This is a genomic window from Streptomyces sp. NPDC007945, from assembly GCF_042958885.1.
In the GTDB taxonomy this organism is placed as follows: domain Bacteria; phylum Actinomycetota; class Actinomycetes; order Streptomycetales; family Streptomycetaceae; genus Streptomyces.
Genome location: NZ_JBIBJV010000008.1, coordinates 373,538 through 393,205, shown reverse-complemented (window position 1 = coordinate 393,205; position 19,668 = coordinate 373,538). Strand labels below are relative to the sequence as shown.

At 72.9% G+C, this 19,668-nt stretch carries 17 protein-coding genes and 1 pseudogene; 8 read left to right on the top strand and 10 right to left on the bottom strand.

Annotation, left to right across the window (positions count from 1 at the left end; all coding sequences use genetic code 11):
* The 3 genes from ACFZCF_RS25810 to ACFZCF_RS25800 form a co-directional block, all read left to right on the top strand.
* Positions 1-96 (top strand): acyl-CoA dehydrogenase family protein (locus tag ACFZCF_RS25810; RefSeq protein ID WP_157849844.1); only part of this gene is annotated, 96 nt, incomplete at its 5' end.
* 28 nt (positions 97-124) lie between these two features.
* The gene (locus tag ACFZCF_RS25805; protein WP_388448716.1) at positions 125-913 is read left to right on the top strand and encodes an electron transfer flavoprotein subunit beta/FixA family protein; all 789 of its coding nucleotides are present in this window, start codon (positions 125-127) and stop codon (positions 911-913) included.
* Between the two features lie 33 nt (positions 914-946).
* Positions 947-1,903, top strand: a complete 957-nt coding sequence (locus ACFZCF_RS25800; protein ID WP_388448718.1) for an electron transfer flavoprotein subunit alpha/FixB family protein — start codon at positions 947-949, stop codon at positions 1,901-1,903.
* Positions 1,904-1,966: 63 nt separating this feature from the next.
* Here ACFZCF_RS25800 and ACFZCF_RS25795 read toward each other — a convergent pair whose 3' ends face one another.
* The 3 genes from ACFZCF_RS25795 to ACFZCF_RS25785 form a co-directional block, all read right to left on the bottom strand.
* Entirely contained in the window at positions 1,967-2,350 is a 384-nt protein-coding gene (locus ACFZCF_RS25795) for a Zn-ribbon domain-containing OB-fold protein (protein WP_388448720.1), read from the bottom strand.
* A gap of 111 nt (positions 2,351-2,461) precedes the next feature.
* Positions 2,462-3,187, bottom strand: a complete 726-nt coding sequence (locus ACFZCF_RS25790; protein WP_391289070.1) for a TetR family transcriptional regulator — start codon at positions 3,185-3,187, stop codon at positions 2,462-2,464.
* An 86-nt stretch (positions 3,188-3,273) separates the two neighbouring features.
* The gene (locus tag ACFZCF_RS25785) at positions 3,274-4,035 is read right to left on the bottom strand and encodes an SDR family NAD(P)-dependent oxidoreductase (RefSeq protein WP_388448724.1); all 762 of its coding nucleotides are present in this window, start codon (positions 4,033-4,035) and stop codon (positions 3,274-3,276) included.
* A gap of 274 nt (positions 4,036-4,309) precedes the next feature.
* On the opposite strand from ACFZCF_RS25785, the pseudogene ACFZCF_RS25780 reads away from it, so the two are divergent.
* Positions 4,310-4,458: pseudogene (locus ACFZCF_RS25780) on the top strand (heme-binding protein); the annotation flags it as partial.
* 207 nt (positions 4,459-4,665) lie between these two features.
* On the opposite strand, the gene ACFZCF_RS25775 reads toward ACFZCF_RS25780, so the two are convergent.
* Positions 4,666-5,748, bottom strand: coding sequence for an endonuclease/exonuclease/phosphatase family protein (locus ACFZCF_RS25775; RefSeq protein WP_391289067.1), 1,083 nt, complete (start codon positions 5,746-5,748; stop codon positions 4,666-4,668).
* 401 nt (positions 5,749-6,149) lie between these two features.
* Complete coding sequence (locus tag ACFZCF_RS25770) at positions 6,150-7,304, bottom strand: acyl-CoA dehydrogenase family protein (RefSeq protein WP_388448728.1); 1,155 nt, start codon at positions 7,302-7,304, stop codon at positions 6,150-6,152.
* Between the two features lie 149 nt (positions 7,305-7,453).
* Here ACFZCF_RS25770 and ACFZCF_RS25765 point away from each other — a divergent pair, with 149 nt between their 5' ends.
* Together ACFZCF_RS25765 and ACFZCF_RS25760 are read left to right on the top strand one after the other, a co-directional pair.
* Complete coding sequence (locus ACFZCF_RS25765) at positions 7,454-8,059, top strand: TetR/AcrR family transcriptional regulator (RefSeq protein ID WP_388448730.1); 606 nt, start codon at positions 7,454-7,456, stop codon at positions 8,057-8,059.
* Between the two features lie 52 nt (positions 8,060-8,111).
* Positions 8,112-9,416 carry an ROK family protein gene (locus ACFZCF_RS25760; RefSeq protein WP_391289065.1) on the top strand — a complete coding sequence of 435 codons (1,305 nt, stop codon included), beginning with the start codon at positions 8,112-8,114 and terminating at the stop codon, positions 9,414-9,416.
* A gap of 357 nt (positions 9,417-9,773) precedes the next feature.
* Here the strand turns inward: ACFZCF_RS25760 and ACFZCF_RS25755 are convergent, their stop codons facing one another.
* From ACFZCF_RS25755 to ACFZCF_RS25735, 5 genes are all read right to left on the bottom strand, one after another.
* Complete coding sequence (locus tag ACFZCF_RS25755) at positions 9,774-10,913, bottom strand: XdhC family protein (RefSeq protein ID WP_388448734.1); 1,140 nt, start codon at positions 10,911-10,913, stop codon at positions 9,774-9,776.
* Between the two features lie 38 nt (positions 10,914-10,951).
* The gene (locus ACFZCF_RS25750) at positions 10,952-12,424 is read right to left on the bottom strand and encodes an NCS2 family permease (protein ID WP_388448736.1); all 1,473 of its coding nucleotides are present in this window, start codon (positions 12,422-12,424) and stop codon (positions 10,952-10,954) included.
* Between the two features lie 230 nt (positions 12,425-12,654).
* The gene (locus ACFZCF_RS25745) at positions 12,655-15,054 is read right to left on the bottom strand and encodes a xanthine dehydrogenase family protein molybdopterin-binding subunit (RefSeq protein ID WP_388448738.1); all 2,400 of its coding nucleotides are present in this window, start codon (positions 15,052-15,054) and stop codon (positions 12,655-12,657) included.
* 2 nt (positions 15,055-15,056) lie between these two features.
* A complete protein-coding gene (locus tag ACFZCF_RS25740) occupies positions 15,057-15,650 on the bottom strand; it encodes a 2Fe-2S iron-sulfur cluster-binding protein (protein ID WP_391289061.1) in 594 nt (197 codons plus the stop codon).
* Between the two features lie 2 nt (positions 15,651-15,652).
* Positions 15,653-16,543 carry an FAD binding domain-containing protein gene (locus ACFZCF_RS25735; RefSeq protein WP_391289059.1) on the bottom strand — a complete coding sequence of 297 codons (891 nt, stop codon included), beginning with the start codon at positions 16,541-16,543 and terminating at the stop codon, positions 15,653-15,655.
* A gap of 325 nt (positions 16,544-16,868) precedes the next feature.
* On the opposite strand from ACFZCF_RS25735, the gene ACFZCF_RS25730 reads away from it, so the two are divergent.
* Positions 16,869-18,563 carry a PucR family transcriptional regulator ligand-binding domain-containing protein gene (locus ACFZCF_RS25730; protein WP_391289057.1) on the top strand — a complete coding sequence of 565 codons (1,695 nt, stop codon included), beginning with the start codon at positions 16,869-16,871 and terminating at the stop codon, positions 18,561-18,563.
* Between the two features lie 312 nt (positions 18,564-18,875).
* Positions 18,876-19,664 (top strand): hypothetical protein, encoded by a 789-nt coding sequence (locus ACFZCF_RS25725; RefSeq protein ID WP_388448744.1) that lies wholly within the window; start codon positions 18,876-18,878, stop codon positions 19,662-19,664.
* Positions 19,665-19,668 lie beyond the last annotated feature (4 nt).

Here is a 19,668-nt window from a genome sequence, read left to right as displayed (position 1 = left end):
CCCGTCGAGCGCATGATGCGCGACGCCAAGATCACCCAGATCTACGAAGGCACCAACCAGGTCCAGCGCATCGTCATGGCCCGCAACCTCCCGTAACCATCCGCTCGTTGAAAGGAGCCAGGCCGTGACCCTGAGGATCGCTGTCTGTGTGAAGTACGTTCCCGACGCCACCGGCGACCGCGGTTTCGCGGACGACCTGACCGTCGACCGCGACGAGGTCGACGGCCTCCTCTCGGAGCTCGACGAGTACGCGGTCGAGCAGGCGCTGCGGATCTCCGAGGAGGCCGACGACGCCGAGGTCACCGTGATCACGGTGGGCCCGGACGACGCCAAGGACGCCCTGCGCAAGGCGCTGTCGATGGGTGCCGACAAGGCCGTCCACGTCAACGACGAGGCCATCCACGGCTCCGACGTCATCGCCACCTCCGCGATCCTCGCCAAGACGCTGGAGAAGACCGGCTTCGACCTGGTCGTCTGCGGCATGGCGTCGACCGACGGCACCATGGGCGTGCTGCCGGCGCTGCTCGCCGAGCGGCTGAGCCTGCCGGCGGCGACGCTGCTCTCCGAGGTGTCGGTGGAGGACGGGGTGGTGAAGGGCCGCCGGGACGGCGACGCCGCCACCGAGCTCCTGGAGGCCCCGCTCCCCGCCGTCGTCTCGGTCACCGACCAGTCCGGCGAGGCCCGCTACCCCTCCTTCAAGGGGATCATGGCCGCGAAGAAGAAGCCGGTCGAGGAGCTGGAGCTCGACGACCTGGACATCGACGGGGACGAGGTCGGCCTGGCCGGCTCGTGGACCCTGGTCGAGTCGGCGGACGCCCGCCCGGCCCGCACCCAGGGCACGATCGTCACCGACGAGGACGGTGACGGCGGCAAGCAGCTCGCCGCCTTCCTCGCCGCCCAGAAGTTCATCTGACCGACCGTCACCCCACCTCAGGAGCAAGGAATCATGGCTGAGATCCTGGTTCTCGTGGACCACGCCGACGGTGCGGTCCGCAAGCCGGCCCTCGAACTGCTCACCCTGGCCCGCCGCCTGGGCGAGCCGTCCGCGGTCGTCCTCGGCGCCGGCGAGGCCGCCGCCTCCGTCGCCGCCACCGTCGCCGAGTACGGCGCGGCCACCGTCTACGTGGCGGACGGCGCCGAGTTCGCCGAACAGCTCGTCGTCCCCAAGGTCGACGCGCTCACCCAGATCGCCAAGGAAAAGGAGCCGGCCGCCGTCCTGGTGACCTCCTCCGGCGAGGGCAAGGAGATCGCCGCCCGCGTCGCGCTGCGCCTCGGCTCCGGCCTCATCACCGACGCCGTCGAGCTGGAGGCCGGCGCCGAGGGCCCGGTCGCCACGCAGTCGGTCTTCGCCGCCTCGTACACGGTGAAGTCCCGCGTCTCGCACGGCGTTCCGGTCATCACCGTCAAGCCGAACTCCGCCGCCCCGGAGGCCGCGCCGGCCGCCGGCACGGTGGAGAACGTCACCGTCGCCTTCACCGGCAACGCGGCGAAGGTCGTCTCCCGCACGGCGCGCGTCTCCACCGGCCGCCCGGAGCTGACCGAGTCCGCCATCGTGGTCTCCGGCGGTCGCGGCGTCGGCGCCGCCGAGGGCTTCGAGGTCGTCGAGAAGCTGGCCGACTCCCTCGGCGCGGCCGTCGGCGCCTCCCGCGCCGCCGTCGACGCCGGCTGGTACCCGCACTCCAACCAGGTCGGCCAGACCGGCAAGCAGGTCTCGCCCCAGCTGTACGTCGCCGCGGGCATCTCCGGCGCCATCCAGCACCGGGCCGGCATGCAGACGTCGAAGACGATCGTCGCGGTCAACAAGGACCCCGAGGCCCCGATCTTCGATCTGGTCGACTACGGCGTGGTCGGCGACCTCTTCGCGGTGCTGCCGCAGCTCACCGAGGAGATCGGCTCGCGCTGACGCCCTCCGCACGACCAAGGGGGTGGCACTCTGTGCCACCCCCTTTCCGTCTGCCCTCCGGACTCAGATCCAGCCGTCCAGCGGGACCTCCTCGCAGAGCCGGACGACCGGCCGGCGGCCGATGTCGGCGGCGCTCGCGAGCTTGACCCGGACGCCGGGCCGCACCGCGTGCGGCGGCCCGTCGACCCGGCAGCGGACCACGAAGCCCTCGGCCATGTGCACCGGCCAGAGGTCGGCCTCGGCGGCCGTGTAGGCACGGCGGACGGTGATCACGCCCTCCCCCTCGCTGAGTTGGGGGGAGAGGTCGGTCGACCCGCAGGTCGGACAGAGCAGGCGCTGGAAGGTGGTGGTCCGGCACCAGGCGCAGCGCTGGAAGTAGAGATCGGTGCCTTCGGCCGATTCCTCGGTCCGGACGGCGCCGGGGTTCCTCAGTCCCGTGTGGAACACGATGCCTTCTCCTCGCACTCGGCGGCTCGACCGTGCATGGAGCCCAAGATATGGCACTCAGTGCCAGCAAAGAAAGACCTCAGTTCCCTCAATCTGAGATACTGCGGCCCCTCATCCCTCGCCGAGACTCGACTCGACCTCGCGCACCACGCGCCACATCGGGGTGGACCGCTTGGTGATGACGACGACGACGTCCTCGTCCCCGTCCCCCGCGGCGTCTCCGGCGCCGCCGGGCGCCTCGGGGCTCCAGGTGGCGCGGACGAACTCCAGCGCCCGGTCGACCTCCTCGAAGGGCTCGCCCTCGCCGCCCGAGCGGAGCCAGTGCCGCAGGGCGTGGTTGTGGGCGGCGACGACGGCCGCGGCGGCCACGTTGGCGCGCAGGGTGCCGTCCCTGCGGTCGGCCCAGCGGGTGCGCAGGTAGTCGCCGAGGGTCTTCTCGTACCGCCAGACGACGGAGAGCTCGTACGCGCGCAGTCCGGCGACCTCCCGGGTGAGCCGGTAGCGCTGGACGGAGAAGGTGGGGTTCTCGGCGTACATCCGCATGACCAGGCGGGCGGCCCCGCAGACCCGGACCATCGGGTCGTCGCCGTCGGCGCTGGCGGCGAGGTAGCGGGTCATGTCGTCGAGGCACTGGTCGTGGTCGGGGAAGACCACGTCCTCCTTCGACGGGAAGTACCGGAAGAAGGAGCGGCGGCCGACACCCGCGAGCGTCACGATGTCGTCGACCGTGGTCTGCTCGTAGCCCCGCTCCAGGAAGAGCTGGAAGGCCGCGGCGATGAGGGAGTCCCGCATCGCGGGCTTCGGGGAGGTCGGGGGGTTCATCGCCGCTGCTGCCATGGCACGAACCTAACATCCGGACGACCTTCGCGCGGCACTCGGTGCCGAGATGATCCGGCACCGAGTGCTCTCGCGGGCGGGCCGGGTCAGCGGGCGGTCATCCGCAGGGCGCCGTCCATCCGGATCGTCTCGCCGTTGAGGTAGTCGTGCTCGGCGATCATGGTGACCAGCCGGGCGTACTCCGCCGGCCGCGCGAGGCGCTGCGGGAAGGTGACGCCGGCGGCGAGCCCGGCGCGGATCTCCTCGCTGAAGCCGGCCATCATCGGGGTGTCGACGATGCCGGGGGCGACGGTGACGACGCGGATGCCGTACTGGGCGAGGTCGCGGGCGGCGGTGATGGTCATCCCCGCGACACCGGCCTTGGAGGCGGCGTACGCGATCTGCCCCACCTGGCCCTCGAAGGCGGCGATGGAGGCGGTGTTCACGACGAGGCCGCGCTGGCCGTGCTCGTCGGCCTCGTGGCGGGCGATGGACTCGGCGGCGAGCCGCATCACGTTGAACGTACCGACCAGGTTGACGTTCACGACCGCGCGGAAGAGGTCCAGGTCGTGCGGGCCCTTGCGGCCCAGGACGCGGGCCGACGGGGCGATCCCCGCGCAGTTGACGGCGAGCCGCAGCTCGGCCCCGTCGGCGTCGATCGCGGCGAGCGCGGCGCGGACCTGGTCCTCGTCGGTGACGTCGGCGGCGATCAGCCGGACGCCCTCGGGCAGTTCCCCGGCGGCGGCGACGGCCTTGTCGAGGTCGAGGCCGTAGACCGTGGCGCCGCGGGCGGCGAGCGCGGCGGCGGTGGCGGCGCCGAGGCCGGAGGCGGCACCGGTGACGAGAGCGGCGGAGCCGGCGATGTCCATGGAACTCCTCGTACGTGTCGTGCGGGTGGCCCGGCCGGCGGGTTGGCCGCCGACCCGGGGACGCTCCCCGCGGGGGACCGCGCGGTCCGCGCGGTCTGCGCCGCTCACCATAGAACCCGCACCCCGGCGCGCGACGCCGGGGCCGGGGGCCGGGGGTCATCCGATCGGCCGATCCGGGCGCCCCGATCCGCCCGCGGACGGCATCCGGTACGCCGGCCGGAAGTGGCCGGCCGGCGTATGAACCGCCGGTCGATCCTCGACGCGTCCCCCACCCGACGCGATCGTCACCCTGCGCGGCGACGGCGCGGGCCCGCAGTCCTACGCGTCGGCGGAGCGGAAGGCGTACACGGCCGTCTCCTGGAACGCCCCGACCTCCGAGCTCGCCGGCGCCTGGCCCGGACCCCGAACCTGAAGGGCGTCCCGGACGAGAAGTGCGCCCGCGTGGGCGCGGCGACCTGCCCCGATAGCACATCGGGCACGAAAAAAGCCGACCCCGGTGCGCCTGAAACGGGGGAACACAGGCGAACCGGGGTGGCTGATCAGAGCATACGCCCCAACTGGTTCAACACGAAATCAACACGAGTCCGTCACGTCGCCGGGCGACGGGCCCACGGGTCGACGCACTACGAGCTACGGACCGACGAGGAGCGTCGCCCGGCCGATGAGCACGCGGTGGTCGGAGCAGGGCGTGGCGATCGCGGGGTCGACCTTGCCGTCCTTGGCGAACCCTGCGCAGTCCGGGACCGACTTGGCGTCGGCGGTGTAGTCCCGCGAGGCGAGCCGGTCCGTACGGACGAAGATCATGTCGATCTTCGGCTGCGTCTTGCCGCAGGGCACGTCGTCCGCCGGGTTGATCGAGGTCTCCTCCCCGTGGCCCGGGCAGGAGGAGTCCATGTCGTCGAGCTCGCGGTGGGCGCCCTTGTTCCCGAGGTTGACGGACCCCGGGACGGCGTTGACCTCCTCGTCGTAGAACTGGTTCAGCCGCCCGTAGTCCGGCTGCGCGTTGAAGTCCCCGGCCACCATGTACGTCTCCCCGGCGGCGGCGGATCCGTCCAGCCAGGAGGCCAATTCGACCAACTGGCGGTAGCCGTACGGCTTCCCCGGCACCAGCACGGTCTTACCGTCCGCCGCCAGGACGTCCGAGGTCGAGATCGGACTGATGTGCACCGAGCAGAACTTCATGCTCGACCGGGCGGCCAGCGGCGCGCAGAGCAGCCCGTTCGGCACCGCATGCTCGACGCCGTCGGCCGAGCGGTAGAACAGGCCGCTCTCCTGCGTGAAGGTGCGGTATTCGGCCCTGCCGAGCTCGTGCCGGCTGAAGACGGCCTTCCCGAAGGCCTCACCGCCGCAGATGGGGTTCCGGTCCGAGCTCGTGTCGGTGCTCCCCGCGGGGATGGCCTCCTGGAACCGGGCGTAGCTCGGATTGTCCGGGTTCCAGCTCGCCAGCTGCGTCCGGATCGCACGGTACTGGCTGTAGCAGATCTCGTTGAACGAGACGAAGTCCACGGCGTTCTCGGGCCGCTTGATCGACCCGATCGCCTGTTCGACCAGGCCGTTGTCCACCGCTCCGCGGTTGATCTTGTGGCCCGATATGTTCCAGGTCCACGCCGTGTAGGTGACGGCCGTCGGCTCGGCCGACGCGGCCGTCGCCCCCACGACGTTCGTCAGCAGCGCCGCGAGCGCGAGGGCGCCGGCGGTCAGTGCCTTCCTCATGGATCCCCCCACATGAAAGGGCGGGCGCTCCCTGCGCCCGCCAAAGCGATCATTCTAGGGTCCGCGGGCTCCCCGGCCGATGACCGGCGGCGGCACCCGCCGCGCCTTTCGGCGAGGTCCAGCCCACGAAGGCGCTCCTGCGCGACGGGACGTTCGCCGACTCCGCACGGCGCCGCCTGTCGCCCTCCCTCTCCGAGCAGACGCAGCAGGCCGGCTGGGCTGCCTTCGACGGCAGCCGCGCCCGCGAGGCGAGCACCCTCTGCCGGGAGAGCCGCGCCCCACGCCCCCGAAGGCGGCTCCGGAACGACGAAGGCGCCCCGCTCCCGGCGGGACGCCTCTGCGCATCGGCGGCCGTCACGCCGCGGGACCGGGCGCCATCGCCCGGGACCGTACGTGACCCGCTACTTCTCCGGGCGGGCCAGCCCCCGGCTGATGACCAGCCGCTGGATCTGGTTGGTGCCCTCGAAGATTTGCATGATCTTGGCCTCGCGCATGTAGCGCTCGACGGGGAAGTCGCGGGTGTAGCCGTAGCCGCCGAGGACCTGGACGGCGTCCGTGGTGACCTTCATCGCCGTGTCCGTGGCGATCAGCTTGGCGGCGCTGGCCTGGCGGCTGAAGGGACGGCCGAGGTCGCGGCGGCGGGCGGCGTCGAGGTAGGTGGCGCGGGAGGCGTCGACGGCGGCGGCCATGTCGGCGAGGAGGAAGCCGAGGCCCTGGTGGTCGACGATCCGGCGGCCGAAGGTGGTGCGCTCGTTGGCGTAGTCGACGGCCGCGTCGAGGGCGGCCTGGGCGAGGCCGGTGGCGCAGGCGGCGATGCCGAGGCGGCCGTTGTCGAGGGCGCTGAAGGCGATCTGGAGGCCCTGGCCCTCGGTGCCGACGAGCCGGTCCTCCTCGATGAGGGCGCCGTCCCAGTAGGCGGAGGTGGTGGGGACCGCCTGGAGGCCCATCTTGCGCTCGGGGGCGCCGAAGGAGAGGCCCTCGGCCTCGCCGGGGGCGAGGAAGCAGGAGACGCCGTGGCTGCCGGGGGCGGTGCGGGCGAAGAGGGAGTAGAAGCCGGCCCTGCCGCCGTGGGTGATCCACGCCTTGGTGCCGGTGATCCGGTAGCCGCTGCCGTCCTCCTGGCGCTCCGCCTTGCAGGAGAGGGCGGCGGCGTCCGAGCCCGCCTGCGGTTCGGAGAGGCTGTAGCCGCCGACCAGCCGGCCCTCCAGCATCGCGGGGAGCCAGCGCTCCTTCTGGGCCTCGGTGCCGAACGCGTACAGCGGGTGGCAGGCCAGGGTGTGCACGCTGGTGGCGACGGCGACGGCCGCCCAGCGGGCGGCGAGCTCCTCCAGGACCTGGAGGTAGACCTCGTACGGCTGGCCTCCGCCGCCGTACTCCTCGGGGTAGGCGAGGCCGAGGAGCCCGGCCCGGCCCAGCGTGGCGAAGAGACCCTCGGGATAGGTCTCGGCGGCCTCGTGCTCGTCCACCCGCGGCGAGAGCTCGTTGTCGGCGATCTCGCGGGTGAGGGCGATGAGGTCCGCCGCTTCGGGGGTGGGAAGCAGGCGGTCGACATCCATGGCGACTCCATCGGCGCGCGGTGGTCCTGTGTGGGGTACGGGGGCGCCCACCGAAGCGGTACTCGGACGGGTACTCCAGTACCGCTAAAAATAGCGCATGACCCTCCGGAGGGAACCCCTCACCTCGGCCGGCCCGGCATACTGTTCGGGTGATCGAGACCTCCGCCGCCGGCGCCCCCAGGCTCACGGGCCGCGGAGCGGCACGCCGCTCCGCGCTCTTCGAGGAGCTGGTCGCCCTGCTCGTCGGCGAGGGCTTCGCCCGGCTCACCCTCGACGACCTGGCCGCCCGGCTGCACTGCTCCAAGCGGACCCTGTACGGCCTGGCCGGCAGCAAGGAACAGCTGGTCAGAGCCGCCGTCGTGCACTTCTTCCGGCGCGCCACGGCCCGCGTCGAGGCCGTCCTGGCCGCCGCGAGCGGCCCCGCCGAACGGCTCTCCGCCTATCTGCGGGCCGTCTCCGCCGAGCTGGCGCCGGTCTCCCCGCAGTTCTTCGACGACGTGGCCGCCTTCGAACCGGCCGCCGAGGTCTACGAGCGGAACACCCGCGCCGCCGCCGGACGGGTGCAGCAGCTCATCGAGGAGGGCGTCCGGGCGGGCGTCTTCCGGGAGGTCCACGTGGCCTTCGCCGCCGACGTGATCGCCTCCGTGATGGTGCGCATCCAGCGCCGGCAGGTGGCCGCGTCCACCGGCCTCGCGGACGCCGAGGCGTACGACCAGCTGGCCGAGCTGCTGCTCAGCGGGCTGCGCAAGGCCTGAGCGACGGCCGCCGATGACCCGCCCGATGGACCACGACCGCGAGGGGCCCCGAGTGACCAGATCGAACGGCAGGACCGTGCGGGACCTGCGGCGCGAGAACCGCACGGCGGTCCTCCGGCGGCTCTACTTCGACGGCCCGATGAGCCGCTTCGCGCTCGGCCCCGCGACCGGGCTCAGCTCCGGCTCGATCAGCAACGTGGTGGCCGAACTCGTCGCCGAAGGGCTCGTCGAGGAGGCCGGCAGCGTCGACTCGGCGGGCGGCCGCCCCCGGATCCTGCTGCGCGTCGCCCCCGCCAGCGGGCACATGATCGGCGTCGATGTGGGCGAGACCCGGGTCAGGGTCGAGCTGTTCGACCTCACGCTCACCGAACTCGCCCGCGCCGAACGCCCCTTGGCCCCGTCGGCGACGGGCGGCCAGCGGTACGAGGTCGGGGTGGTCGTCGACCTCATCCGCGAGGGCGTCGCCGAGGTGCTGCGGGCGGCGGCGGTCCCGGCGGAGCGGCTGCTCGGCGTGGGGATCGGCGTCCCCGGCATCGTCGAACACACCGACGCGGACGGCGCCGTCGTGCACGGTCAGACGATCGGCTGGGACGCCGTCCCGCTGGAACGGCTCCTGCGCGAGGCCGTCGACCTGCCGCCCGAGGTCCCCTACCGCATCGACAACGGCGCCAAGACCCTCGGCCAGGCCGAGATGTGGTTCGGCGCCGGCCGGGGCGCGAGCAGCGCGGTCGTCGTCCTCTTCGGCTCCGGTGTCGGCGCCTGCGTGACGACCGACCCGATCGGTCCCGGACGGGCCCTGGAATGGGGCCACTTGAAAGTGTGCGTACGCGGCCGGCGCTGCCGCTGCGGGGCGCAGGGCTGCCTGGAGGCGTACGCGGGCGCCGAGGCCCTGCTCGCCCGCTGGCGCGAGGCGGGGGGCCGGCCGCCGACGGGCGCCGACGAGGAGACCGCGCTCGCGGCCCTGGTCGCGGCGGCCTACCCCGGGGACGGCGCGGACGCCGACCCGGCCGCGGTCGGCGTCCTGGAGGAGACGGCCGAGTACCTGGGCGCGGGCTTCGCCGACCTGGTCAACCTCTTCCAGCCGGAGCGGATCCTCGTCGGCGGCTGGGCCGGGCTGCTGCTCGGCACGCGCTTCCTGGCGGCCGTCGAGGCACACGCGCGCGCGTACGCGCTGGCGTACCCGGCGGCCCGGGTGACGATGGGCATGGGCCTGCTCGGCCCGGAGGCGGTCACGGTCGGCGCGGCGATCCTCCCGCTGGCGGACTTCTTCGCCCGCGGCGGCCGACGCGAGCAGTCCGGTCCCGCCGGCGAGGCCCCCGCCTGGGCGGAGACCCTGCGAGAACGCGCCGCCCGCTGACCCGCGCCGACGGGACCCGGACGCCTCGGCCTCGGAGGTCCCGCGCACCCACCGGCCGGCCGACGGCCGAGGCGGTCAGGCAACGGGCGCACGGGCCCGGGCGACGAGCACGCCCGCCCCACGGCGAGCGCGCCGGTCGGACAGCGGGCACCCGGGCCGGGCAACGGCCCGGCCGGTCAGAGAACGGGCGGGCTTGCCAGAATGCGACCGCGCCCGCCCCACCGCGAGCGCCTCGCTCGGACAGCGGGCGCACCAACCAGACGTGGGCCCGGCCGGTCAGAGGGCAGGTGCCCCCAACCCGACGACGGGCGCGCCCGCCCCACGGCCTGCGCGCCCGCCACGCCGCGGGGGCGGTGGTCAGGCGACCGAGCCGATGCGGCGGGCGGCGGGGGCGTCGGGGCCGTCGTGGTGGATGGGGGTGTGGGCGCCGGTGAGCGAGGCGCCGCTGCCGCCGCGGCGGTCGGCGACGATCTCCGCGGCGATCGAGAGGGCCGTCTCCTCGGGGGTGCGGGCGCCGAGGTCGAGGCCGATCGGCGAGCGGAGGCGGGCCAGTTCGAGTTCCGTGACGCCGACCGCGCGGAGACGCGCGTTGCGGTCCTCGTGGGTGCGGCGCGAGCCCATCGCGCCGACGTAGGCGACGGGAAGCCTCAGGGCCGTCCGGAGGAGGGGGACGTCGAACTTGGCGTCGTGCGTGAGCACACACAGCACGGTCCGGCCGTCGACCTCCGTCGACTCCAGGTAGCGGTGGGGCCACTCCACGACGATCTCGTCGGCCTCGGGGAACCGCGTCCGGGTCGCGAAGACGGGACGGGCGTCGCAGACGGTCACGTGGTAGCCGAGGAACTTGCCTACCCGGACGAGCGCCGAGGCGAAGTCGATGGCGCCGAAGACGATCATGCGGGGGGCCGGGACGGAGGACTCGACGAGCAGCGTGAGCGGCTGCCCGCAGCGGCTGCCGTCCTCGCCGATCTCGACCGTGCCGGTGCGGCCGGCGTCCAGCAGCGCCCGCGCCTCCGCGGCGGCGGTGCGGTCCAGCTCGGGGTGGCCGCCGAGCTTGCCCTCGTACGAGCCGTCCGGGTGGACGAGGAGCGCCTGGCCGAGCAGGTCCCCGGGGCCGGAGACGATCCGGGCGAGGGCCGCGGCCCGGCCCGAGACGGCGGCGGCCAGCGCGGCGGGGTAGACCCCGCCGCGGACCGGCGTGACGAGGATGTCGATGACGCCGCCGCAGGTCAGGCCGACCGCGAAGGCGTCCTCGTCGCTGTAGCCGAAGCGTTCGACGACGACCTCGCCGTCGTCGAGCGCCGTGCGGCACAGCTCGTACACCGCGCCCTCCACGCACCCGCCGGAGACCGAGCCGATCGCCGTGCCCTCGCTGTCGACGGCGAGGGCGGCGCCGGGCTGCCGGGGCGCGCTGCCGCCGACGGCCACCACGGTGGCCACGGCGAAGTCGCGTCCCTGCTCGACCCACCGGTGCAGCTCTTCGGCGATGTCCAGCATGTCGGTCTCCTTGGCGGTGTGGGGAGGGGGCTCGGGCGTCAGCTGACGCCCAGCCAGCCCTCGATCGGGTGAAGGGCGAAGAACACGATGAATATCGCGGTGAGGCACCACATGAACGCGCCGACCTCCCGTGCCTTGCCCTGCGCCACCTTGATGACGGTGTAGGCGATGACGCCGGCCGCGACGCCCGGGGTGATGCTGTAGGTGAACGGCATCAGCACGACGGTCAGGAAGACCGGGATGGCGACGGAGCTGTCGCCCCAGTTCACGTGCTTGGCGTTCATCATCATCATCGCGCCGATGACGACCAGGGCGGCGGAGCCGACCTCGCGGGGCACGATCTGGGTGATCGGGGTGAAGAAGAGACAGGCCGCGAAGAAGAGGCCGGTGATCACCGAGGAGAAGCCGGTGCGGGCGCCCTCGCCGACGCCGGTGGCGGACTCCACGAAGACGGTCTGGCCGGAGGCGCCGGAGACGCCGCCGATCGCGCCGCCGGCGCCGTCGATGAAGAGGGCCTTGGACAGGCCCGGCATGCGGCCCTTGTCGTCGGCGAGGTTGGCCTCGGTACCGACGCCGATGATGGTGGCCATGGCGTCGAAGAAGCCGGCGAGGACGAGGGTGAAGACGATGACGCCGACGGTGATGTAGCCGACGTCGCCCCAGCCGCCGAAGGAGACGTCGCCGAAGAGCGAGAAGTCCGGGGCGGAGACGGCGCTGCCCTTGAGCTCCGGGGAGCCGTTGGCCCAGGAGCCGGGGCCCTTGGCGGGGACGTCGGCGACGGCGTTGACGATCAGCGAGACGATCGTGCCGCCGACGATGCCGATGAGGATGGCGCCGGGGACCTTGCGGGCCTGGAGGGCGAAGATCGCGAGGAGGGTGACGGCGAAGATCAGGACGGGCCAGCCGATGAGTTCGCCGCCGGAGCCCATGGTGACGGGCGGGCCGAACTGCGGGCCGGCGCCGACGAAGCCGGCCTTGTTGAAACCGATCAGCGCGATGAAGAGGCCGATGCCGATGGTGATGCCGTGCTTGAGCGGCAGCGGGATGGCGTTCATGATCATCTCGCGGAGTCCGGTGACCACCAGGAGGCAGATCACCAGGCCGTAGACGACGCACATGCCCATGGCCTGCGGCCAGGTCATCTGCGGCACCACCTGGGTGGCGAGCACACCGGAGACGCTCAGGCCGGCCGCGAGGACGAGCGGCACCTTGCCGACGAAGCCCATGAGCAGGGTCGTCACCGCCGCGGCGAAGGCGGTCGCCGTGATGACGGCGGAGGAGGCGAGGACGTTCTTGTCGACGTCCGGACCTCCGAGGAGGATCGGGTTGAGCAGGAGGATGTACGCCATCGCCATGAAGGTGGTGACGCCGCCGCGGATCTCCGTGCCGACGGAGGATCCTCTCTCCGAGATGTGAAAGTACCGGTCGAGCCAAGACCGTCCGGCGGGGTTGCGCGAGCCGGAGCCCGCGTCTTCCGCTGCGGTCTTGGGCTCCACGGACGACTGGGTCATGGGGCCTACTCCCAAGGTTCAAAGGGGCACCCGCACGAGAGGGACTCGTATGAGGCGGGATTTGGGAACTGCTGTTGGCTGCACGACCCGGGGGACGGCCCGAGACGAACGGGGTACTGCGGGCACTTCTGGCACTGCGGGTACTTCTGGTGGTGCGGGTACCGCGCTCCGGGCGGTGCGGGCGGAAGGGAGGGCGACCTCCCCGGGAGGCACGCACCGCCCGGAGGGTCCTACAGGGTGCCGGTGAGCGCCTCGGGGCGGACCGGGGTCTTGTTCAGCTCCAGGCCGGTCGCCGCCCGGATCGCCGCGAGGACGGCCGGGGTGGACGACAGGGTCGGGGCCTCGCCGATGCCGCGGACGCCGTACGGCGCGTGGGGGTCAGCCAGTTCGAGGTAGTCGACCGGGATGGTCGGCGTGTCGAGGATCGTCGGGATCAGGTAGTCCGTGAAGGAGGGGTTGCGCACCTTCGCGGTCTTCGGGTCGACGATGATCTCCTCCATCACCGCGACGCCCAGGCCCTGGGTGGTGCCGCCCTGGATCTGGCCGATCACGGAGAGCGGGTTGACCGCCTTGCCGACGTCCTGCGCGCAGGCCAGCTCGATCACCTTGACGAGGCCGAGCTCGGTGTCCACCTCGACCACCGCGCGGTGCGCGGCGAAGGCGTACTGGACGTGGCCGTCGCCCTGGCCGGTGACGCGGTCGAAGGCCTGAGTCGGACGGTGCCGCCACTCCTCCTCGATCTCGACGGCCTGGTCCTCCAGGACGTCGGCGATCGTGGCGAGGGCCTCGCCGCCGTCGGTGACGACCTTGCCGCCCTCCAGGAGGAGTTCGGCGTTGGCCCAGGCCGGGTGGTACGAGCCGAACTTGCGCCGGCCGATCTCCAGGACCCTCTCGCGGACGAGTTCGCAGGAGTTCTTGATGGCGCCGCCGGTCATGTACGTCTGGCGGCCCGCGGAGGTCGAACCGGCCGAGCCCACCTGGGTGTCGGCGGGGTGGATGGTGACCTGCTGGACGCCGAGCTCGGTGCGGGCGATCTGGGCGTGGATGGTGACGCCGCCCTGGCCGACCTCGGCCGCCGCGGTGTGGACCGTGGCGACGGCCTCGCCGTTGATGACCTCCAGGCGGATCCTCGCGGTCGAGTAGTCGTCGAAGCCCTCGGAGAAGCCGACGTTCTTGATGCCGACGGCGTAGCCGACGCCGCGGACGACGCCCTCGCCGTGCGAGGTGTTGGAGAGGCCGCCGGGCAGCGCGCGGACGTCCGCGCTCTCGCCGGCGGTCTCCCACTGGCGCTCCGGCGGCATCGGGCGGGCCTTGACCCGGCGCAGCAGCTCGGCGACCGGGGCCGGCGAGTCGACGACCTGGCCGGTCGGCATGATCGTGCCCTGCTCCATGGCGTTGAGCTGGCGGAACTCCACCGGGTCCATGCCCAGCTTCGCCGCGAGCTTGTCCATCTGCGCCTCGTAGGCGAAGCAGGCCTGGACCGCGCCGAAGCCGCGCATGGCGCCGCAGGGCGGGTTGTTGGTGTAGAGGCCGATCGCCTCGATCTCGACGTCGTCGATGACGTACGGGCCGACCGAGAGGGACGAGGCGTTGCCGACGACCGACACGGTGGACGAGGCGTAGGCGCCGCCGTCCAGGACGATCTTGCACTTCATGTGCGTGATCTTGCCGTCCTTGGTGGCGCCGTGCTCGTAGTAGAGCTTCGCGGGGTGCCGGTGGACGTGCCCGAAGAAGGACTCGTACCGGTTGTAGACCATCTTGACGGGCTTGCCGGTGCGCAGCGCGAGCAGCGAGGCGAGGATCTGCATGGAGATGTCCTCGCGGCCGCCGAAGGCGCCGCCGATGCCGGCCATGGTCATCCGGACCTTGTCCTGGGGCAGGCCCAGGCAGGGGGCGATCTGCTCGCGGTCGGCGTGCAGCCACTGGGTGGCGACGTACAGGTCGACGCCGCCGTCCTCGGCGGGCACGGCGAGGCCGGACTCGGGGCCGAGGAAGGCCTGGTCCTGCATGCCGAAGGTGTACTCGCCCGTGACGATGACGTCGGCGCGCTTGGCGGCCTCGTCGGCGTTGCCGCGGATGATCGGCTGGCGGTGCACGATGTTGGGGTGCGGGACGTGGGCCGCGTGGTGGTCGTCGCGGTTCTCGTGGACCAGGATCGCGTCGGGGGCGGTGGCCGAGGCCTCGTCCGTGATGACCGGGAGCTCCCGGTACTCGACCTTGATCTTGGCGGCGGCGCGGCGCGCGGTCTCGGGGTGGTCGGCGGCCACGAGGGCCACCGGCTCGCCGTGGTGCCGGACCTTGCCGTAGGCGAGCACCGGGGTGTCGCGGAACTCCAGGCCGTAGTTCTTGGCGGCCGGCAGGTCCTCGTGCGTCAGGACGGCGTAGACGCCGTCCATGGTGAGGGCCTCGGAGGTGTCGATGGAGACGATCTCGGCGTGCGCGACGGTGGAGCGCAGGACCTGGCCCCACAGCATGTCCTCGTGCCACATGTCCGAGGAGTAGGCGAACTCTCCGGTCACCTTGAGGGTGCCGTCGGGGCGGAGGGTGGACGCGCCGACGCCGCCCTGGGTGTGGTTCTGGGTGACGTCGGTGGGCGTGCCCACCGGTACGGTACGGGTGTTCTGAGCCATCGTCAGACCGCCTCTCCCTGGCGCTCCTGGCGCGCGGCCGCGAGGCGGACCGCGTCGAGGATCTTCTCGTATCCGGTGCAGCGGCAGAGGTTGCCGGAGAGCGCCTCGCGGATGTCCGCGTCCGTCGGGGACGGGTTGCGCTCCAGCATCTCGTCGGCCGCGACGAGCAGGCCGGGGGTGCAGAAGCCGCACTGGACCGCGCCGGCGTCGATGAACGCCTGCTGGATCGGGGAGAGTTCCACGCCCTCACCGGTCTGCGAGTCCTGCGGCTTGGCCTCCCACCTCTTGGCCTGGTCGACCGAGGTGCCGCAGGCTCCGGAGGCGCAACCGCCGTGGGCCTCGCGCTCCTTGGCGTACTCGGCCAGTCCCTCGACGGTGACGACCTCGCGGCCCTCGACCTGGCCGGCGGCGACCAGGCAGGAGCAGACGGGCACCCCGTCGAGGCGGACCGTGCAGGAGCCGCACTCGCCCTGCTCGCAGGCGTTCTTGGAACCGGGCAGGCCCAGGCGCTCGCGCAGGACGTAGAGGAGGGACTCGCCCTCCCAGACGTCGTCGGCTTCCTGCGGACGGCCGTTGACCGTGAAATTCACGCGCATGGTTATGCAGCTCCCTCAAGCGTGCGGCCGGCGCCGCGGTACTGCTCCCAGGTCCAGCCGAGCTGGCGGCGAGCCATGATGCCGACGGCGTGGCGCCGGTACTTGGCGGTGCCCCGGACGTCGTCGATCGGGTTGGCGGCGGCCGAGCAGAGGTCGGCGAACTGCCTGGCGATCGCGGGGGTGATGATCTTTCCGTTGTCCCAGAAGCCGCCCTCCTCCAGGGCCGCGTTCAGGAAGGCCTCGGCCTCCTTGGCGCGGATCGGGGTCGGCGCCGCCGAACCGATGCCGGTGCGGACGGTGCGGGTCTCCGGGTGCAGTGCCAGGCCGAAGGCGCAGACGGCGATGACCATCGCGTTGCGGGTGCCGACCTTGGAGTACTGCTGGGGGCCGTCCGCCTTCTTGATGTGGACGGTCTTGATGAGCTCGTCGGGCTGGAGCGCGTTGCGCTTCACGCCGGTGTAGAACTCGTCGATCGGGATGAAGCGGCTGCCTCGGACCGACTCGACCTCGACCTCGGCGCCGGCGGCGAGGAGGGCGGGGTGGGCGTCACCGGCCGGGGAGGCGGTGCCGAGGTTGCCGCCGACGCCGCCGCGGTTGCGGATCTGCGGAGAGGCGACGGTGTGCGAGGCGAGCGCCAGGCCCGGCAGCTCGGCCCGGAGGTTCTCCATGATCTGCGTGTACGGAACGGAAGCGCCGAGCCGGACGTTCTCCTCGCCGACCTCCCACTCGCGCAGCAGCTCGATGCGGTTCAGGTCCAGCAGGTACTCGGGGCGCCGGTGGTCGAAGTTGATCTCGACCATGACGTCGGTGCCGCCCGAGATGGGCACGGCTGTGGGGTGCTCGGCCTTGGCGGCGAGCGCCTCCTCCCAGCTGGCGGGGCGAAGGAAGTCCATGGTGGCTCTCTTCTAGCGATTCTGGTGGGGGTCGGACGTCTGGGCCCTGGGGGACGTTCGGCCCTCGACTTCGGTGTTCATGTCCTGTTCACGCGGTGTGTGGCCTAGTACACAAGCCACGATGGCCGGGGTGCAGTCACCGAAAACATGAAGGAGTTGGCCGGTGCCCCCGCACGTCTTGTAGATTCGAACGAAAGACGGTGAACGGAAACCTCGCCGTTTCCCCCTGGAAACGGCGGCACCACCCTCACCGACTCCACCGTCGATTACCCGACAACCCCATCACCACCCGAATCACCCACTCGAAGGAACGGCGGCGACACGAATGCGGCTGCGCGCACTGCTGGAGAACGACGCGCTCGGGCTGCGCCTGCTCGGCGGCGAGGAGGAGCTGGACCGCTCCGTCCGTGGCGTGATGACCACGGACCTCAAGGACCCCAGCCGGTACCTCTCCGGCGGCGAGCTGGTCCTCACCGGCCTGGCCTGGCTGCGGGAGCCCGCCGACGCCGAGCCCTTCGTCCGGATCCTCAGCCAGGCCGGGGTCTCCGCGCTCGCGGCCGGCGAGGCCGAGCTGGGCGACATCCCCGACGATCTCGTGGAGGCGTGTTCGCGCCACCGGCTGCCGCTCTTCGCCGTCAACGAAACCGTTGCGTTCGCGACGATCACCGAGCACGTCGTTCGACAGGTCTCCGGTGAGCGGGCCGGCGACCTGGCGGCCGTCGTGGACCGGCACCGGCGGCTGATGACCTCGGGACCGGCCGGCGGCGGCCCCGAGGCGGTCCTCGACCTGCTCGGCTCCGACCTGGACCTGCGCGCCTGGGTCCTCTCCCCCACCGGGCGGCAGATCGCCGGCGCCGGGGAGCCGCTGGACCCGGCGCTCGCCGCCGCCCTCGCCGGCGAGCACCTGGCCGCCACCCGCACCGGCCGGCGCGGCCCGCACCGGCTGACCCTCCAGGGCAGCCCGTACTCCCTCTTCCCGATCAGGAACACGGGCCGGGCCGCCGGGCCGGGGGCCCGGGACGTCCGCGAGACGGTGCTGTCGGACTGGCTGCTCGCGGTGGAGGCCGACGCGGGGGACTGGCCGGCCGCCCGGCTCGACCTGCTCCAGGGCGTCACGCAGCTGATCTCCGTCGAGCGCGACCGGCGCGACGCGGCCCGCACGGTGCGCCGCCGGCTCGCCCAGGAGGTCCTGGAACTGGTGCAGACGGGCGCCGCGCCCGCCGAGATCGCCGCCCGGCTCCGGGTCGCCGCCCCCGTGCTGCTGCCCGGCCTCGGCGCGGCCCCGCACTGGCAGGTCGTCGTCGCCCGCGTCGAGTGGGAGCAGGAGGGCGGCCAGGCGCCGGTGGAGCCGGGACCGGTCACCCAGGCGCTCCTGGAGGAGATCCTGGTCGACCCGGCGACGGTGGGTGCCGAGTCCGCGGACCGGATCGCCGTCGCCCACACGGGTGACGAGGCCATCGCGCTGGTGCCGCTGGCCACGGGCCCGCTGCCGGAGAGCGAGGACGACGGCGCGTCGCCCGCCCTGGGCCTGCACGCGGATGCCCTGCTCGCGGCGGTACGGGCTCCGCTCTCGTCCGGCCTCGCCGACGACGGGCGGCTCACCCTGGGCGTCAGCGCCGCTGTGCACTCGGCCGAGGGGCTGCGGGGCGCCCTGGAGGAGGCCCGGCACGCCCGCCGGGTGGCCGCCGCCCGCCCCGGCCGGGTCTGCGCGGCCGGCCACCACGAGCTGGCCTCGCACGTGCTGCTGCTGCCCTTCGTGCCGGACGACGTGCGGCGCGCCTTCACGGCCCGGCTCCTGGACCCGCTGCGGGACTACGACCGGCGGCACCGGGCGGAGCTCATCCCGACCCTGGAGGCCTTCCTGGACTGCGACGGCTCCTGGACCCGCTGCGCGGCCCGGCTGCACCTCCACGTGAACACGCTGCGCTACCGCGTCGGCCGCATCGAGCAGCTGACCGGCCGGGACCTCTCCCGCCTGGAGGACAAGCTCGACTTCTTCCTGGCCCTGCGGATGAGTTGACGGAGTCTGACCGGCGCGGATCCGGATTTCACTCCTTCGGTCGAGTCCGGAGGAGTGACGGCGGAGCCTTCCGCGCCCCCCCCCCCCCCGAGGCCCCCGCACCCCCGCCCTCCCTGATCACCGCCGTGATCAGGGGTCTCGGCACCCCGACGCCCCGCCGGGCCCCGCCCCGGCGGGGCGCCCTGTCGACCCCGCGCCTTTGTGAATTTTTTCACCCGACCCCTTGGCCGGGTACGTCCGTTCGTGCTGAGATGCCGTCCTACTCAACAGCTCGACGGCGCGCTCGGGGAGGGCAATGTGGCGGACACCGCCATGTCTGGTTCCGAATCAGCGGGCGGCGGAAACCCGTCCCTCGCCCATGGCAAGGAGACTCCCGTGGAGACCGCCATATGGCGGCTCCGCTCCCGCGGCTGCTGGACCGACGCGGCGGCGCTGCTCGCCCCTCGCGCGCACGAACCGGCCGCCGCGCTCGAACGGGCCGCGCTGCTGATCGAGCGCTGCCTCTACACCGAACAGGGCTGGGCCGAGGCCGAGGAGGCGCTGCGCGCCGCCGAGGCGGTCGCGAGCAGCGACGAGGAGCGCGGCGCCGCGGCCTGCGAGCGCGGCTATCTCGCCTACGCCTCCACCCTGTTGGGCGTCCGGGACCGCGCCGACGAGGCCCGGATGGCGCTCGGCCGGGCGGCGGCCCTGATCGCCCCCTCCGAGGCGGGCCGGCCGCTCCTGGACTACCGGCGCGGGCTCATCGCCCAGAACCTCGGCGACTCCCCGCAGGCGGCCCGGGCCGCGTACCGCAGGGCGCACGCCGGCGCCACCGCGCAGGGCGACTCGCTGCTGCTCTCCTCCACCTGGCGCCACCTCGCCGGACTGGCGTTAAGGGAGGGCGAGTTGGCGGAGGCCCGGCACGGCTTCGCCGAATCGCTGCGGATCCGTGAGGAGTTGGGCTACCTGGTGGGTACGGCCCCGGCGCTGACCGCGCTGGCCGACACCGAGACCGAACCGGAGGCGGGCCGGCTGCGCGCCGAGGCCCGCCGCCTCTTCCGCCTCCTCGGGGGCGTACCGACCTGGCTGGCGTCGCAGCTGGCCCCCCGCACCGCGATGTGAATCC